This is a genomic window from Nocardia sp. NPDC127606 (assembly GCF_042671725.1).
In the GTDB taxonomy this organism is placed as follows: domain Bacteria; phylum Actinomycetota; class Actinomycetes; order Mycobacteriales; family Mycobacteriaceae; genus Nocardia.
The window spans coordinates 2,139,962-2,155,637 of record NZ_JBHXWQ010000001.1 but is presented as its reverse complement, the minus strand read 5'-3'; the positions used below and the strand labels follow the sequence as shown (position 1 = coordinate 2,155,637).

Below are 15,676 nucleotides of genomic sequence, written 5' to 3'. Positions count from 1 at the left end.
GCCCTCGGTGTCTTCGGGCTAGTTCTGCGCGGCCGCGCGGAACACGGCGAGAGCTTCCTCGCCCAGGTGTGGTCCGCTGACCTCGATCGGCACGTTCGAGCTCGCGACGACCTCGGCGCAGGTGAGACCGAAGCTGGTGCCCGCGGGCATGATCGGCCCGAATTCGGCTGCGGCCGCGGCGAAGACGATGCGGCCGACCCCGGCCCACACCATCGCGGCGGCACACATCGGGCACGGTTCGCCGCTGGCGTAGACGGTGGCGCCACCCAGTTTCGCCGCGTGGCCCGCGGCTGTCGCGAGGGTGATCGCGACCAGTTCGGCGTGGGTGGTGACATCGCCGGTGGTGTTCACCGCGTTCACGCCCTCGGCCAGCACCGCACCGTCGTGGCCGACAGCGATCGCGCCGAAGGGACGATCGCCGAGCGCGGCGGCGTGCCCGGCGAGGTCGATGGCACGGCGCAGATGGGTGATGTCGATATCGGTCAGTTCGCTCATGAGGTGAGATCCACTTCCGTTCCGATGCCGTTGGCGCGGGCCTTGTCGATGAGCAGGCGGGCCGCGGCCAGATCCTGTAGGCCGATGCCCACCGAATTGAACAGGGTGATGTCGCGGTCGCCGCGACGGCCCGCTGCCCGGCCCGTGATCACCTCGCCCAGCTCGGTGCCCACCGCGTCCTGGGTGATCGCGCCTTCGGCGATGGCCATCAGGGTGTCGCCGGACTTGGTGAGCGTGGTGCCGATCGAGTCTACGACTACCCTGGACCGGCGCATGGCCTCGCCGTCCACCTCGCGGTGATCCGCCCTCGGCGGTGCGCCGACGGCGTTCACGTGCAGACCGTCACCGAACCAGGCACCGTGGACGATCGGCTCGCGGGAGGGCGTGAGGGTGCACAGGATGTCGGCGGCGCGGGTAACCGACTCCGGGCTGTCGAGGGCGCGCACCTCGAGTCCGAGATCGGCTATCGCACTGCGGAATCGGTCGACCGTGGCCGCGGTGCGCGACCACACCAGCACGGTCTCGAGCTCGCGCACGGTCGCTATCGCGCGCGTGTGCTCCACGGCCAGATTGCCCGCGCCGATCACGCCGAGTGCCGAACTCGATTGTCGGGACAGGTATTTCGTCGCCACCGCGCTGGCGGCGGCGGTACGGACGGCGGTGACGAGGCGTCCGTCGATCAGTGCCTCGCACGAACCGTCGGCCGCCGAGGTCACCACGATCACCGACCGCTGCACCGGCAGACCGCGCTCGCGATTGGCGGGCAGGTCGGCGAGCAGCTTGACGGCGGCGGCACCGGCGGATTCGGCGGCGGCGACCATGGGCACGAAGGCCGCGCCGCCCAGTGCCATCGCCGGTGGGGCGGGGACGAACGCGGTGCCCAGTGCCAGATCGGCGTGCGCGCGCTCGACCGCGGCGAGCACCTCGCCGCGGTCGAGAACGGCGGTCACATCGGAGTGCGACAGGATCAGAGTCAACGGTGGCTCCTACGAAGTAGTGGCGGGTCAGGAAGTTCGGGCGAAGGCGACGGTGAGGTCGCGCGGCGAGCGGCTGTTGCCGACCAAGCCGCTGACGGCGACGATCGCGATCAGATAGGGCAGCATCACCAGCAACGCGAACGGCACATCGACACCGAGGGCGGGCAGTGCGAACTGCAGGGCCTGGGCGAGACCGAAGAACACCGATGCCCAGATCACCCCGAGCGCACGCCACCGGCCCGCGATCACCGCGACCACGGCGAGATAGCCGATGCCGCCGGTCATGTTGTCGCTGAACGAATGCACCTCCGACAGCGCCAATTGCGCGCCGCCGAGGCCCGCGGCGAACGCGGCGAGCAGCACACAGCCGTAGCGGACGGCCTTCACGGGCAGACCGGTGCGGTCGGCCGCGACGGCGTCCTCGCCGATCGCGTCGATCACCAGACCCAGCTTGGTGCGGCGGGAGAACACGAACGCCAGGACGGCGACGACCGCGATGCACAGATAGCCGAGGGCGGTCTGCCCGAACAGGGCGGGACCCAGCACCGGGATATGGTGCAGCACCGGTATCGGCAGCGCGTCGAAGCCGGGAACACTGTGGCCCTTGCCGTCGTCGAGCAGCAGACGCGCACCGTAGGTGGTGGCACCGAGCGCCAGGGCGTTGCTCGCGATGCCGACGACGATCTGGTCGGCGCGCAAGCCGATACTCCAGATCGCCTGCAGCGCACCGAAGATCAGGGCAGCGAGCACCGCGGTGGCCGCGCCGAGCACCGGCGAACCGGTGGTGACGGCGCCGAGTACACCGGCGAACGCCCCGGTCAGCATCATCGTCTCGAGGCTCAGGTTGAGCACACCCGCGCGCTCGCTGACCAGCTCACCGCTCGCGGCGACGAGGATGGGCAGGGTGAAACCGATGCCGCTGGTGGCGATATCGGTGACGGTGTCGAGGCTCATCGCGGCGCTCCTGCCAGATCGGCGGTGTCCACCGAGGAAACCGGTTGTGGTGCGGTGGGTTCGGTCTTGCGTCGGCGATAGGTCCAGATGGCGGCGCCCGCGATGAACACGATCATCAGCGACTCCACGACCGAGATGGTCGACGCGGGCACATTCGCGGCCAGCTGCAGATTGATCCCGCCGGAGACGAGGAACCCGAGCAGCAGCGACACCGCGACCACAGCGGCCAGTGAGCCACGTGCCAGCAGGCCGACGACCAGGCCGGAGAATCCGTATCCGGAGGAGAACCCTTCGGCGAGGACGAACGGCGCCGTCGCCACCAGCAGCCCGCCCGCGACGCCGGAGAACGCGCCCGCCGCCGAAAGGCTCAGGAAACGCAGCCGCTGCACCGGCAGCCCGAGCCGCGCCGCCGCGTCGGGATTGAGCCCGACCGCCCGCAATCGGGTACCGAGTGCGGTGCGGCGCACCAGGATCGCGGTGCCGAACGCGGCCACCACGGCGATCCACAGGGCAATGGTCGCGGGGGAGCGTTCGATGCCGAGCAGCGGCAGATGCGCGGCCGCGGTGAGCTGTTCGGATTGCGGCAGGGTCTCCGAGGAGGTCACCGGCTGGCGCAGCAGCGCGGGCTCGTGCACGACGAGCAGCACCAGCGCCAAGCCGACGAAGTTGAGCAGCAGCGTGGTGATGATCTCGCTGGTGCCGCGCGCGACCCGCAGATACGCCGCGATGGCGGCCCACAGCCAGCCCGCGGCGCCCGCCCCGATCAGCACCGCGGGCAGGGTGATCGCGGCCGGTGCGCCGGTGAGCGTGGTGCCGATCGCGGTGGCGGCGATGCCACCGGCGCAGATCTGGCCTTCGCCACCGACATTGACCAGCCCCGCGCGGTGGGCGATGGTGAACCCGACGGCCACCAGCATCAACGTGGCCGCGACATTGAGCGAGGCGCCGATCGCGTAGTCGCTACCGAACATGCCCTCCCACAGTGCTGTCATCGTGGCGCCGGGGGCGGCGCCGGCGACCGCGGCCAGGATCAGCCCGATCACCCCCGCCGCGAGCATCGCCGCGATGGCGACGACGATCGGGTGGTGTGCCCATTGCCGCGGGTCCGTCGAATTCGGCCCCGGGGAGAACTTGCCCATCACGCCGCGACTCCCATCATCAATTCGCTGATCTGTTGTGCCGCTGTGGGATCGGATGTCTCCACCGGTCCGGCGAGGGCGCCGCGATAGGCGACGAACACCCGGTCGCACAGCGCCAGCAATTCGGGTACTTCGCTCGACACCACCAGTACCCCGCAGCCGTCAGCGGCCGCGCGACGCAGCTGGGTGAGCACGAAATCGACTGCGCCGATGTCCAATCCGCGCGTCGGCTGGGCGGCGACGAGGCAGCGCAGGTTCGCGGCCGACAGTTCGCGGGCCAGCACCACCTTCTGCTGGTTGCCACCCGAGAGCGAGCCCATCGGCACCCATGGTCCGGCCGCGCGCACATCGAAGCGGTCGAGTTCGGTCTGGGCGGCGCGGCCCATCGCCTGCTTGTCGAGTAGGCCGAAGCGCCGGAAGCGCCCCAGCCGGCCCAGGAAGAGGTTCTCCGCCAAGGTCATCTCGGCGACCATCGCGTCGCGGTGGCGGTCCTCGGGCACGATGCCCAGGCCGAGCCCGGTTCGGGTCGCGGGACTCGCGGTGGTGATGTCGGTGCCTGCCAGCGTGACGCTGCCTCCGCTCACCGGGGTGCCGCCGGCGAGGACCGCGACGAGCTCGCTCTGCCCGTTGCCTTCGACGCCGGCGATTCCGACGATCTCGCCGGGTCGCACGACCAGACGTGCGTCGTCGAGCGCGGCGCTGCCGTCGGCGCGGTGCACGGTCACCCGATCGACGGTGAGAACCGGCGCGGGGGAACCGGAGTCGGCTGATCCGAGGCGGACGTTCGACGAGGACGACTCGGCTTCTTCGGTGAGAGCCGTTGCGGGTGAGCCTGATCCGGCGTTCGTGACAGGCACGTCGACGGACCGCGCCGCGTCGGCGGAATCCAGGCCGATGGTCGCGGCGACGCTCGGATCGAGGTCGGCGGCGGTGCGCCCCACCATCGCGGTGAGCAACTGGGCGATGGTGGTGTTCGACATCCGCCCGCCACCGGCGACCGTGCCGCGGCGCAGCACGGTCGCGGCATCGGCGACCCTGGCCACCTCGCCGAGTTTGTGCGTCACCAGGACTACCGCTTTGCCGTCGGCGGCGATGGCGCGGCAGGTGTCGATCAACGCGTCGATCTCGGCCGGATCGAGCACTCCCGTCGGTTCGTCGAGCAGGATCAGCGCCGGATCGCGCAGCAATGCCTTGACGATCTCGACTTTCTGCCTGGCGCCGACCGGCATGGTCGCGACCTGCTGGTCGAGGTCGACGCGCAGGCGGTAGCGCTGGGCGATCTCGTCGAGCCGGTCGGTCAGCTCCTTGCGGCGCGACCGGAGTCCGTGCTGGGTGAGCAGCAGATTCTCCGCGACGGTCATGGTGGTGACCAGACTGAAGTGCTGGTGCACCATGGCCACGCCGGAGGCCATCGCGGCGGCGGGGGAGTCGGGCCGGAAGTCCGTGCCGCCCAGCTGTATACGTCCGGTGTCGGGTTGGTAGCCGCCGAAGACGAGATTGCACAGCGTGGACTTGCCCGCGCCGTTCTCGCCGAGAACGCAATGGACAGTGCCGGACTCGACGGTGACGTCCACATCGTGCAGCGCCTGCACGTCACCGAAGCGCTTACCGACCCCGTGCAGGGTCAATGCGGGAGTGCTCATCGTGGATCAGTACGGCTTGACCGCGCCGGTGGACAGGGCCGTTTTCGCCTTCGCGAGTGCGTCGGCGACCCCGGAGTCCTTGCTGCACAACACGAAATCGGTGCCGTCGTTGGGCGAGGTCAGCCCGAAGCGCACGTTCTCGGCCTTCCACGAGTTGTCCAGCACGGCCTTCACCGCGAATTCGACTTCGGCGCCGATATCGGTGTGCACGTAGCCCAGGTACGCGGGATTGGTGCAGTCACCGGGGATCGGACCGCCGACCATCGTGGCGTTGGACTGGGTCGCGGCCTGCTCCATACCCGCCTTGCCCAGGTTCACGATCTGCCCGAGCGTGCCCGCACCGGCGCCGTAGTCGGCCAGTGCGGCCTGCTTGGCCTTGGCGGGGTCGTTGAAGTCGCCCACGTACTGCGGGGTGAGCACCTTGGCGTCCGGCTTGGCGAACCGTGCGCCGTTGCCGAAGGCGTTGGCGGCGTTGACGATCGCGGGCAGTTCGACGCCGCCGACGAAGGCCACCGTGCCCGACTTCGACCCCGCCGCCGACACCGCGCCGCTGAGGAATTCGGCCTCGGCCTGCTGCGGGTCGTAGTAGGCGAGGTTGGCCAGGGGCTTGGCGTCGGCCGGTCCGCCGATCTCGACGAACTTCACGTTCGGGAACTGCGGCGCCACCTTGCGCACGTCGGCGTCGGTCTGGCCGCCGAGGGAGATCACCAGGTCGTTGGTCGAGGCGAACCGGACCAGGGCCTGCTGATAGTCGCTCGCGGCGACCTGTTCGACCTTGCTGAGTTCCACCTTGTCACCCAGTGCGTCGGCGATGCGCTGGTAGCCGAGATAGCCCGACTGCATGAAGCCGGTGTCCGACAGCGAGCCGGGGAAGAACACGCCGACCTTCAGCTTGCCGCCCGACGCGGTGGTGTCGGCGGAACCGCAGGCCGACAGGAGGGCAGCGGCGGCGAGGGCGGCCGAGCCGAAGGCGATCGCGCGCCGAGTGGACTTGTGCACGGGGTACTCCTTGATCGAACGAACCGCTCACTTAGCGGTATACCGTTAAGTGTCAGCCTGGTGCTCGTAGATGACGGGCGGATTACCGAAAAGTAAGAAACGGTCGCACGCCGCGAGCGGACTACCGTGGTGGCGTGCAGGAGCAGAAGGATGGTGCGGTGGCAGACGAACCGGCGAAGAAGTCGCTGCGGGATCAGGCCTACGAGGAATTGCGTGACCGGATCATCGATCTGCGCTTGAGCCCTGGTCAGCGGCTCGTGGAACGCGACCTCGCCACCGAGCTGGCCATCTCGCGGATCCCGCTGCGCGAGGCGCTGCAGATGCTCGAACGCGAGGGTCTGGTCGTGATCGTGCCGAGGCAGGGCGCGATCGTCGCTCCGTTCACGGTGACCGACGTGCGTGACCTCTTCGACGTTCGCGAAAGCCTCGAAGTCCTCGCGGCGCGCCTGGCCGCCGAACGCGCCGAGCCGGCCGACCTCACCGCCCTGCGCGCGCAGCTCACCGCGGCCCGCCAGGCCACCGCCCGTGGCGACCAAGCCGCGATCGCCGCCGCGAACGCGGGCTTTCACGCCGTCATCGTCGAAGTGTCCGGCAACCCGCTGCTGCAGTCGTTGTTGCGCCCCTTGGAATCCCGAGTCCGCTGGCTGTTCCACCTGACCAAGGAACGCGATCCCGGCACCCAGTGCGACGAACACGAAGCCCTCTACGCCGCCATCGCCGCGCACGACTCCGACGCGGCCGCTGAAATCGCCTACCGCCACGTAGCTTCCGGCCGCGAGCCCAGCCTGGCCCTGTCCGCCCAGTGGTCCATGCCCGACATCGACCCCGTCTCGGCCACCCGCACCCGCCAACGCGGTTCCCACCGCGAGAAGACCGCGTGAATCGCTAGGTCATGTCTCCCAATAGCTTCAGCCATTCGACCGTGAGGGCCATGACGATCCCTGCCCGGTAAGTGCAGGCCAGCTTGTCGTAACGAGTCGCGACACCACGCCGATGCTTCGCCTTGTTGAACGCCCGCTCGACCACATTGCGACCCTTGTAAGCATCGGAGTCGAACCCGGGCGGGCGTCCACCGGCACGACCCTAGCGTTTCCGATTGGCAACCTGATCAGACCGTTGCGGAATCACCGCCGTGATCCGCTTGCCTCGCAACAACTCTCGAGTCGCTGCCGAGGAATGCGCCTTATCAGCGAGCACCCGATCGGGGTTGCGTCGCGGAGGGCCACCGACCAGCCTCGGGACCGCGATCGCGTTGAGCACCGCCGGCATCATCGGCGAGTCACCGGCCTGACCCGCGGTGATCAATACGGCCAACCCGAGTCCGTTGCCGTCGGTGGCGAGATGGGCTTTGGTAGTCAACCCGCCCCGAGACCGGCCGATCCCGTGATCAGCCGGCTCATAACTCGCCATCCGGGCCGGCAACCGCGCCACCACCGCGACGGGTGTTGGCGCCGTGTTGATGCACCCGCACGATCGTCGAATCGACCGAAACCACCCAATCGAGGTTGCCGGTCGCGTCCGCCAACGCGGTCAACGCGACCAGCACCCGATCCCAGGTTCCGTCGGCGGCATAACGGCGGTCACGTTTCCATACCGTCTGCCACGGACCGAACACCTCGGGCAGGTCCCGCCAGGGCATCCCGGTTCGCAACCGGAACAACATTCCCTCCACGACCTGGCGGTTGTTGGAGAAGTTACGGCCCACGCGGCCATCGGATTTCGGTAACAGCAGCTCGAGCAGTTCCCACTGGTTGTCCGTCAGAACCTGATGCCGATCACCGGCAGTCTTGCCACGGCGAACATGATGCCCGACCCGACGGACTACCGGCGGCGAACCGAAGACCCGATTGGGAGACATGAGCTAGCCGCAATTCGTGAGGCCGAGGCGCTGAGCGTGATCGGCGATCGTTCAGCGATGGTAGGCGCGGTCAATCGGGCGCACCGGCCGTACGGAATCGACCAGAGGTCATGATCCGGCCTACCTTGCCCATCTGCCGGAAGCGCAGCTCAGCGAATTGACCGGCTTGGCGTTCATGCGGCTGGGCGACCACGCCGACCTGTCCTGCTGAGCCGCGTCATCGTGTCGCCGGTTCCGATGCCGGACATGGTTGATAGTGCTGCATGAGTCGCACGATTGACTCCGCGCGGCAGGGGAGCCCGTTCGGCCCGGCTGCCGCATTGTTGTCGACGTTGACAGCACCCCTGGGGCGGCAGGTAGCCTCCACTCCGGCGGCCGGGCTGCGACAATCGCCGTCCGGTATCTTGCGCACGGGGAGGGCGGCCAGATGATGATCATGCACCGCGAAGAGCTCGGCGAGCTACTGGACCGGATTCACAACCAACTCAACGCGTTTCAGGCCCGAGCTTCGAGCGCGATATCGACCGCCTCACGCGACTCTTTCACCGGGTACTCGAACGACCGGCGTGTGATGGCAGTGGTGAGCGGCGATGGGCGAACGGTTCTCGACATTCGGATGAAGCAGGGATTCGGCGACCTGAATCGACCGGCCTGGCTGCTCGCCGATGACATTGACCTAGCCTGCCGAGGGATTGTCGAGGCGATCAATTCTGCACGGAGAGAAGCGGTTGATCAGTCGGTCGAGGCTCTGACGAAGGAATTCCCTGAAGCATTCGAACTTCTGAAGGATCTCAAAGAGTGACCGATTTCGATGAGCTATATACGCTGACGCAAGAGCTGAACAAGAACTACGACCGTGCGGTCGGCAGAGTCAAGCGGGGCGAGTCGCTGCCGCAGCGACAACGTTCCATCGTTCCGATCGTTGATTCTTACGATGACGGACAGTACGGCTCACTCACGATTGACGGCGCAGGCCAGCTTTTCGACATCAACCTCGATGCCTATGAAGTGTCGCAGTCGAACCAAGATCAGATCATCGCGTTGATTTTGCAGACCGTGAACAATGCGCTCAGTACCAGGACAGGGGAGATTCGGTGACCGATCTGAGTGTTTGCCCGGAGGCTTTGCGGATCCAAGCCGTCGAGATCGAAGATTGCGCGGTTCATTACACCACATCAGCTGCCCGTGTTGGCGAGCACCGACTTTCGCCACTGGCACTGGGTGCGCTTGGCCGAGATATCGTCCAACACTTCAATGATATGAGCCTGAATGTCAGCAACAAACTGAAGGACAGCGCCGCGACGATTGATTCCGCCGCAGACGGAATCCGTGCGTGCGCAACACACTTTCAGAGCGTGGATGATGACTACTATCGAAAATTTGGCTACATCGACGAGGCACTGGGGTACTGAGCGCGATGGGAAGTAGGACAACAAAAGGGTATCCAGTCCCAGCTGATCACAACCCTGACAAGCTGCCCGAGGAGTTGGTCTTTCCATGGGGGGCGGCGGGCACCCTCGTCACAACTGCCGAGCGCATCGGGGTGCCGGGAGTAAGTGAACTGATCGACAGCATTCAGGCGATGTTGGGCAATCCGAATGAAGCAGCCGAAACTACGGCCGCATGGCAAAGTGCGGTACAGGAGCTGACATCGGCCGTGGACGGCAGCGGTACCAACAATATCGGGCTCTTGACGGCCAAGGATGAGCTGGGTGCACGGTGGAACGGGGCGGCACGAGAGGCCGCGGTCGCCTATGTCGACCGCGTGGTCACCACGACGAATTCGATCCGCGATTCTATTAAGAACATGGCAACGAAGGTCGACGAACTCCGTTCTGTCATTATGACGAATTACAAGGAGGCTATTGCGCTCATCAGCGACTATGCCCAGCTTGTTGTCGAGACGACTGGAGGCCTTGTGACATATGCTGACGACCTCCTCAAGTTCGATCCTTCCGGTGTTGTTGCCACGGTGACAAAGACGATTTCGAAATTTGTCGAACTGGCCAGCGCAAAGGTGCAGGTGGTCATCGATTTTCGGGATCAGGTCGTCACGGTTATCAATGGTATTAAGAATGAGGCCGCTGCCATCCCCGTGCAGTCCGTTATAGCCCCAGCTGCACTCGATACTGGAGCATGGCAGCCTCGAAAGCCCACTGGAAAGGCCTTCGGTGATTAGAAATTCGATTCGGCTGCAGCTGGTGGTGGCATGCGGGGTTGCTCTTGCTGCGTGTGGCCCCACCGGCTCATCGGAAGTCGCCCGGTTCGATCGAACCCCGAGTTCCTGTGCTGCACTAACAAAGTCCATCGCCTCGGCGATCTCGGACTTCGCTGGCTCGATATATACAAATGTTGGGCTATCCGAACAGAATCTTGACGAGCTTCCGCCCACTCCTGGCACCCGTGATTACGGATGCCAGGGCCAGTTCCTCGCTGCCAACATTTCACACGGACCGACCGGAACACCCGCCACGCGGTCAGTCAATTTGTCCTTTAAGCTGCATGACTCGGGAGTATCAGAGGCGAAGAACAGCTTCCAGATCTCACGCGATGCTGCCACGGGCAAGCCCAAAGTGTCAGCAGCCAAGCCGGTCGCCGGAGTTGGCGACGAGGGATACGCGGTCGATGACGCCAGCACGAGTTACGCCCGGACGACGGTCACCTTCCGCTCAAGCAACTTGGTGGTCAGAGTCGGTGCCAGCGGCACGGATTTCGTTGACGGCCGAATGGCCGATGGACCCCCCTCGCCCGAACTAGTGGCGGGCGTCCACAGTGCGGCCGAGGCAATTGCCCGCGCTGTTACACCGAACCTGGAGTCGATCGTCAACGACAACTAGCAAGATCGGTACCGCGACTGTTTGGTAGGTTCGGCTTCGATTCGGCATAAGGTTCTGACGGACAATCAGTGGGAACTGCTCGAGCTGTTGTTACCGAAATCCGATGGCCGCGTGGGTCGTATTCCTCAGCGGCGACTCGAGAGTTGTTGCGAGGCAAGCGGATCACGGCGGTGATTCCGCAACGGTCTGATCAGGTGGTCAATCGGAAACGCTAGGGTCGTGCCGGTGGACGCCCGCCCGGGTTCGACTCCGATGCTTACAAGGGTCGCAATGTGGTCGAGCGGGCGTTCAACAAGGCGAAGCATCGGCGTGGTGTCGCGACTCGTTACGACAAGCTGGCCTGCACTTACCGGGCAGGGATCGTCATGGCCCTCATGGTCGAATGGCTGAAGCTATTGGGAGGCATGACCTAGTCGGCCAGTAGCTTGAGGACGAGTGGGCGGGACATGGTGCCGGTGACTCGGCGGGCGAGCTGATTGGCTCCGGCCCCCGCGGCGTGGGCGGTGCGCAGGGCGGTGGTGAGTTCCTCGCGGGCGGCATCGGCAGCGGCCTGGGCTTCGCGAAGCCGGCGGGCGGCGTCGTCCACCGGAGTGGTCAATGCATTGACCGGTTCGGGGAGGGTGGGATCAGGGGTGGCGTCGGGCTGTGGCGCGACGGGTCGGGGTGTGGTCGCGAGGTTTCGCAGTGCGGCCCGGGCGAATTCCTTCACGAACTCGCGGGTAGTGTCGGTGTCGGAGGCGGCGTCGCCGAGTAACAGGCGGGTGGTCTGGGGGACGGCGTGGGTCCAGTTGGCGAGACCGCACAGGGCGAGCAGGAGGCGGCCCGCCTGCTTCTCGTCGACACCGAATTGCTCTTGGGCGCGGTCGAATTTCTGTCCGTAGTGGTCAGCGCGCCAACCGTCGACATCGTGCGCGTCGGCGCCGCGGTGCAAACCCTCCCAGAGCAGCAGGCGCAGCAGTTGCGGATTGTCGCGGTGGTAGTCGAAGAGCTTGCCGACGTAGTCGCCGGGCTCGGTCTCGGCGAGTGGCTGGACGACCTCCATGAATTCGCGCATGGTGTCGACGATGATGACGTCGAACAGCCTGTCCTTGCTGCCGAACAGGCCGTAGATGCGTTCCTTGTTGACGCCGGCGGCCTCGGCGATGCGATCGACCCGGGCGCCGGCCAGACCGTGCTGCGCGAATTCGGCTCGCGCAGCACGCAGTAGGGCCTGCCTGGTCGCGTCGCTGCGTTTGATGGTGCTCGCCGTCATGGGGCCGACTTTACCAGGTCTTAAACCAACTATTTGGTTGACGCTGTCTCTGTGCGAGCCTAGTGTCGTCGACATGGCATCACCGACAGTCCAGCTTCCGGCCGACAGTCCGGCCCCTGCCCGCGTTCGCGATACATCGCCCCGTACGCACACCGGGCGCACCCTCCCCGTCTTCGTGCTGTCCGCCCTGTTGGCCACCGGTCAGATGTACACACCGATTCCCCTGTTCGAAGCCATGAAAACAGAGTGGAGTGTGGGTTCGGGGGCGATGACCTGGGTCATCAGCGCCTTCGCTTTCGGCTACGCGGGCGGCTTCGTGCTGTTCGGCCCGCTGTCGGATCGATACGGCCATCGCCGGGTCCTGGTCACCGGCATGCTCGTGGCTGCGGTGGTCACCCTGTTGACCGGTCTGGCGTTCAGTGCCCCCGTGGCCGTCGCGCTCCGGATCGTGCAGGGCCTCGTCGTCGGCTCGATTCCGCCCGCGATCATGGCCTACGTCGGCACGCGCATCGCGCCGGGGCACCGGGCCGTGGTCACCATGTCGGTGGCCACCTCCTTCCTGGCCGCCACCGTCATCGCCCAGATCGTCTCGCAGGCCGTGGTCGCATCGTTTCCGTGGCGCGCCGTATTCCTCGGCTCCGCAGTCGTTTTCGCGGCCTTGGCCTTCGCGCTGCGGGCAGTCATGCTCGATGACGCCCCCACCGGCCGTGACTTCCCGCTGCGCCACAGCTACGCCGCCATTCCCGCGGTGCTGCGCATCAAGCCGCTGCTCCCGATGCTCGTGGCGGGTGCCTTGAGCATGGCCGTCATGGTCGGCATCTACACCGGGATCGAGCTCACCGGTCTGGTCACCGGTTCCGGCGAACTGCTGACCCTACGGGCGGGCGCCCTGCCGGTGATGATGGCGCTGCCGCTGCTCGCCATCCCACTGGCGCGTCTGTCGAAGCCCACCCAGATGGTGCTCGGCGTACTGATCGCGGCCACCGCGATGGTCGCCGCGACCTTCGAAGGCTCGCACCTCGCGGTCCTCACCGTGCTGCTGGCGGTCCTGGTCGGTGGCCTCGGCGTCATCGCGCCCGCGGTCTTGCAGAGCGCGGGTGAACTCGGCGGCGATGCCCGCGCGGCAGCCTCCTCGGTCGCCATGTTCAGCTTCTACGTCGGCGCGACCCTCGGTCCGATCGTCGCGGCAGCGACTGCGCCACACGGCTTTTCGGCCCTGGCGTGGACCCTGGCGCTGCTCCTGGTCATTGCCCTGTGCCTGACTCTGCTCGGCGCTCGCCTACAGCGTTCCGCGCGTCCGGCGGCCGCGACCGATTGAACGTCGCATAGATCAGGCACAAGTTCCCATCGGTGTCACAGTCGGCGGATTCCGCGTGCGACCTCGGCGAACGATGACCCGGTTCGCAGTCCTGTTCGCAGTTTCGGGTGACACGCGCCGAGGTCGACCATCACGGCGTAGGTCAACCCGTGGTCGCGTCGTTCGGCGATCTGGTCGAGCACCTGCGCCGGTGTGCCGACCTGGAAGACCTCTCTGATCAACGACAGGGGTGCGCGCCGACCGTATTCCAGCGCGGTGGCTTCGTCGATGGTCTGCGGGAGGATGTCCTGCGCGCCGGAGAACGTGGGGCCCAACGGATGCTCGACACCATGGCGCGCCCAGGCCTGCGCGGACGCGGCGAGCATATAGGCGCGGATCACCGCCGAGTCGAGGATCTCGTCGACAATCGTCTGCGACTTCGCGGTGATGATCCATTGCCACCCGGCCGCTTGGACCGCAGACGGGTCGCGCCCCGCATTCGAGGCCGCGGTCCTGATCGTGTCGAGCTTGTCGCGGTATTCGGCCGGGCTGCTCGGAAAGGCGGGCAGCCACGCGTCGGCGAATCGACCGGCCAGCTCGAGCATGCGCGGTCCGTGCGCTCCCATCCAGAGCTCCGGTCGGGTACCGCGGTGCGGCGGCAGCGCGAAGACCGCGTCGCGCAAGGGGAAGAATTCGGAATCCCGGGAGATCGGCTCACCGTGGGACTCCCACAATGCCCGAATCGTCGCGACAGCCTCCTCGAAGCGCGCGACCGGGCGTTGCCAATCGACACCGTAGGGCTCGTTGTTCTCGCGTTCTCCTGGACCGATCCCGAGAATCGCTCGCCCGCCACTGAGCAGATGCAAGGTCGCGGCGGCCTGTGCGGTCACCGCCGGATGCCTGCGACCGGCATCGGTGACGCCCACCCCGAGCCGAAGCCGACTCCACCGATTCCGCGCCGCCGCGCGCCCGAGCAGGGTCCACGGTTCGTAATACGCGTCCGCGGCGGGAACGACTCGCGCGCCGCCCGCATGGCTCGGCTTCCACACTGACGAGGGAAACAACCCGATCAAATGGTCGACGACCCACAGGGAGTCGGCACCGGTCGTCGCGGCGACGAACTTCGCCGTGCGCTGGGTGAAATCCGGCGCCCAGCGGGAATGAAGACCCGGATCGACAATTCCGGTCCTGACTCGTGCCATGGGCTGCTCCCACTACTCGATGTCACTACTGCGATCTCCACGTCGACCGCCTCGATTGTCCCACTGATCAGCGTCAGCCGGATGTTTCTAGCCCGCGGCGTGCAGGGCGAGCCGAGCGGCGTGGATCGCGGGATGCAGGCCGGTGCCGTTGCGGTATACGAGCTGGGTGTGGCGGCGGATGGGCAGGGGAGTGAGGGTGATTTGTTCGGGGGGCGCGTAGAGGGCGAGGGCGGGAACTATGGCGGTGCCCGCGCCTGCGGCGACGAGGGTCAGGACGGTGTCGAAGTCGTCGGCGTGGTGACGGATATGGGGAGTGAATCCTGTTGCCTGGCAAGCTCGGATCGTCAGGGTATGGCACAGGGTGCCGGGGGTACCCGCGATCCAGGGGGATCGACGGTGAGCTGCCAGCGAGTCCTCGGTGGGTACGGGGGCCCGCGTGGCCAGGTAGACGGTTTCGGTGTGGAGGGGTTCGCTTTGCAAAGAGGGGTCCGCGTCGGCGGGGACCAGGTCGTAGTCGTGGGTGAGCGCGATATCCAGGGTGCCCGCCCGCAGGGCGTTCGGGATGTCGGCGGGGTCGATTTCGGTGACGGTGAGTTCCAGGCGAGGGTGATCGGTGCTCAGGGTGACGAGGGCGGGGGACAGCAGGGTGCGCGCCGCGGTCGGGAAGGTACCGATGCGGAGGATTCCCGCCAGTTCGTCCCTGGTAGAGGACAATTCGGACTCGGCGTGCTCGAGGGCGGCCAGGATCGTCTCGGTGTGACCGACGAGGAGCTGGGCGGCGGGAGTGAGGGCGACGCGGCGGCCCGAGCGTTCGAGCAGCGCGACGCCCGCTTCGCGTTCGAGGGCGGTGAGCTGTTGGGAGACCGCCGAGGGCGTATAGCTGAGCGCTTCGGCGACCGCGGCGATGGTGCCGCGATGGGCGAGTTCGCGGAGCAGGCGAAGTTTGCGGACATCGAGCATCAGTTCAGCTTACGGTCGCCATCATGAATGTGAACTGGACCTGATGGTGGATCCGGCTCGACG

General features: G+C 66.7%; 15 protein-coding genes and 2 pseudogenes. 7 read left to right on the top strand and 10 right to left on the bottom strand.

From position 1 onward, the window contains the following. Positions 1-18: 18 nt before the first annotated feature. The 6 genes from ACFVJ5_RS10015 to ACFVJ5_RS09990 are packed head-to-tail and all read right to left on the bottom strand — an operon-like array spanning position 19 to position 6,207. Positions 19-495, bottom strand: coding sequence for a nucleoside deaminase (locus ACFVJ5_RS10015; RefSeq protein ID WP_379219556.1), 477 nt, complete (start codon positions 493-495; stop codon positions 19-21). Continuing rightward, a complete protein-coding gene (locus tag ACFVJ5_RS10010) occupies positions 492-1,472 on the bottom strand; it encodes an ornithine cyclodeaminase family protein (protein WP_379219555.1) in 981 nt (326 codons plus the stop codon). The genes ACFVJ5_RS10015 and ACFVJ5_RS10010 overlap by 4 nt, the downstream gene beginning before the upstream one ends. A 27-nt stretch (positions 1,473-1,499) precedes the next feature. Beyond that, the gene (locus ACFVJ5_RS10005; protein WP_379219554.1) at positions 1,500-2,426 is read right to left on the bottom strand and encodes an ABC transporter permease; all 927 of its coding nucleotides are present in this window, start codon (positions 2,424-2,426) and stop codon (positions 1,500-1,502) included. Continuing rightward, positions 2,423-3,565 carry an ABC transporter permease gene (locus ACFVJ5_RS10000; RefSeq protein WP_379219810.1) on the bottom strand — a complete coding sequence of 381 codons (1,143 nt, stop codon included), beginning with the start codon at positions 3,563-3,565 and terminating at the stop codon, positions 2,423-2,425. Before ACFVJ5_RS10000 ends, ACFVJ5_RS10005 begins: the two co-directional genes overlap by 4 nt. Continuing rightward, positions 3,565-5,208 (bottom strand): ABC transporter ATP-binding protein, encoded by a 1,644-nt coding sequence (locus ACFVJ5_RS09995; protein WP_379219552.1) that lies wholly within the window; start codon positions 5,206-5,208, stop codon positions 3,565-3,567. The genes ACFVJ5_RS10000 and ACFVJ5_RS09995 overlap by 1 nt, the downstream gene beginning before the upstream one ends. A 6-nt stretch (positions 5,209-5,214) precedes the next feature. Continuing rightward, positions 5,215-6,207: a BMP family protein gene (locus ACFVJ5_RS09990; protein ID WP_379219550.1), complete on the bottom strand. Its 993-nt coding sequence runs from the start codon at positions 6,205-6,207 to the stop codon at positions 5,215-5,217. Positions 6,208-6,341: 134 nt separating this feature from the next. Between ACFVJ5_RS09990 and ACFVJ5_RS09985 the strand changes: the two genes are divergently transcribed. Further along, positions 6,342-7,088, top strand: a complete 747-nt coding sequence (locus ACFVJ5_RS09985) for a GntR family transcriptional regulator (protein WP_379219549.1) — start codon at positions 6,342-6,344, stop codon at positions 7,086-7,088. A gap of 4 nt (positions 7,089-7,092) precedes the next feature. Here the strand turns inward: ACFVJ5_RS09985 and ACFVJ5_RS09980 are convergent. Beyond that, positions 7,093-7,969, bottom strand: a pseudogene (locus ACFVJ5_RS09980) (IS5 family transposase). Between the two features lie 523 nt (positions 7,970-8,492). Between ACFVJ5_RS09980 and ACFVJ5_RS09975 the strand changes: the two are divergent. From ACFVJ5_RS09975 to ACFVJ5_RS09955, 5 genes and pseudogenes are all read left to right on the top strand, one after another. After that, positions 8,493-8,867, top strand: coding sequence for a hypothetical protein (locus ACFVJ5_RS09975; protein WP_379219547.1), 375 nt, complete (start codon positions 8,493-8,495; stop codon positions 8,865-8,867). Further along, the gene (locus tag ACFVJ5_RS09970) at positions 8,864-9,163 is read left to right on the top strand and encodes a hypothetical protein (protein WP_379219546.1); all 300 of its coding nucleotides are present in this window, start codon (positions 8,864-8,866) and stop codon (positions 9,161-9,163) included. The genes ACFVJ5_RS09975 and ACFVJ5_RS09970 overlap by 4 nt, the downstream gene beginning before the upstream one ends. Further along, complete coding sequence (locus ACFVJ5_RS09965) at positions 9,160-9,477, top strand: hypothetical protein (RefSeq protein WP_379219545.1); 318 nt, start codon at positions 9,160-9,162, stop codon at positions 9,475-9,477. The genes ACFVJ5_RS09970 and ACFVJ5_RS09965 overlap by 4 nt, the downstream gene beginning before the upstream one ends. A 5-nt stretch (positions 9,478-9,482) precedes the next feature. Next, the gene (locus ACFVJ5_RS09960; protein WP_379219543.1) at positions 9,483-10,244 is read left to right on the top strand and encodes a hypothetical protein; all 762 of its coding nucleotides are present in this window, start codon (positions 9,483-9,485) and stop codon (positions 10,242-10,244) included. A 924-nt stretch (positions 10,245-11,168) separates the two neighbouring features. Then, positions 11,169-11,315: pseudogene (locus ACFVJ5_RS09955) on the top strand (transposase); the annotation flags it as partial. Here the strand turns inward: ACFVJ5_RS09955 and ACFVJ5_RS09950 are convergent. Further along, positions 11,312-12,154 (bottom strand): TetR/AcrR family transcriptional regulator, encoded by an 843-nt coding sequence (locus ACFVJ5_RS09950; RefSeq protein WP_379219542.1) that lies wholly within the window; start codon positions 12,152-12,154, stop codon positions 11,312-11,314. The pseudogene ACFVJ5_RS09955 and the gene ACFVJ5_RS09950 sit on opposite strands and share 4 nt — an antisense overlap. A gap of 73 nt (positions 12,155-12,227) precedes the next feature. Between ACFVJ5_RS09950 and ACFVJ5_RS09945 the strand changes: the two genes are divergently transcribed. Further along, positions 12,228-13,472, top strand: a complete 1,245-nt coding sequence (locus ACFVJ5_RS09945) for an MFS transporter (protein ID WP_379219540.1) — start codon at positions 12,228-12,230, stop codon at positions 13,470-13,472. 35 nt (positions 13,473-13,507) lie between these two features. Here ACFVJ5_RS09945 and ACFVJ5_RS09940 read toward each other — a convergent pair whose 3' ends face one another. Then, positions 13,508-14,653, bottom strand: a complete 1,146-nt coding sequence (locus tag ACFVJ5_RS09940; RefSeq protein ID WP_379219539.1) for an LLM class flavin-dependent oxidoreductase — start codon at positions 14,651-14,653, stop codon at positions 13,508-13,510. 87 nt (positions 14,654-14,740) lie between these two features. Continuing rightward, positions 14,741-15,613 carry a LysR family transcriptional regulator gene (locus tag ACFVJ5_RS09935; protein ID WP_379219537.1) on the bottom strand — a complete coding sequence of 291 codons (873 nt, stop codon included), beginning with the start codon at positions 15,611-15,613 and terminating at the stop codon, positions 14,741-14,743. Positions 15,614-15,676 lie beyond the last annotated feature (63 nt).

Coding starts and splice junctions, on each gene's coding strand:
- ACFVJ5_RS10015 (WP_379219556.1), bottom strand. CDS start 495: ATGAGCGAACTGACCGATATCGACATCACCCATCTGCGCCGTGCCATC.
- ACFVJ5_RS10005 (WP_379219554.1), bottom strand. CDS start 2,426: ATGAGCCTCGACACCGTCACCGATATCGCCACCAGCGGCATCGGTTTC.
- ACFVJ5_RS10000 (WP_379219810.1), bottom strand. CDS start 3,565: ATGGGCAAGTTCTCCCCGGGGCCGAATTCGACGGACCCGCGGCAATGG.
- ACFVJ5_RS09995 (WP_379219552.1), bottom strand. CDS start 5,208: ATGAGCACTCCCGCATTGACCCTGCACGGGGTCGGTAAGCGCTTCGGT.
- ACFVJ5_RS09975 (WP_379219547.1), top strand. CDS start 8,493: ATGATGATCATGCACCGCGAAGAGCTCGGCGAGCTACTGGACCGGATT.
- ACFVJ5_RS09960 (WP_379219543.1), top strand. CDS start 9,483: ATGGGAAGTAGGACAACAAAAGGGTATCCAGTCCCAGCTGATCACAAC.
- ACFVJ5_RS09950 (WP_379219542.1), bottom strand. CDS start 12,154: ATGACGGCGAGCACCATCAAACGCAGCGACGCGACCAGGCAGGCCCTA.
- ACFVJ5_RS09945 (WP_379219540.1), top strand. CDS start 12,228: ATGGCATCACCGACAGTCCAGCTTCCGGCCGACAGTCCGGCCCCTGCC.
- ACFVJ5_RS09940 (WP_379219539.1), bottom strand. CDS start 14,653: ATGGCACGAGTCAGGACCGGAATTGTCGATCCGGGTCTTCATTCCCGC.
- ACFVJ5_RS09935 (WP_379219537.1), bottom strand. CDS start 15,613: ATGCTCGATGTCCGCAAACTTCGCCTGCTCCGCGAACTCGCCCATCGC.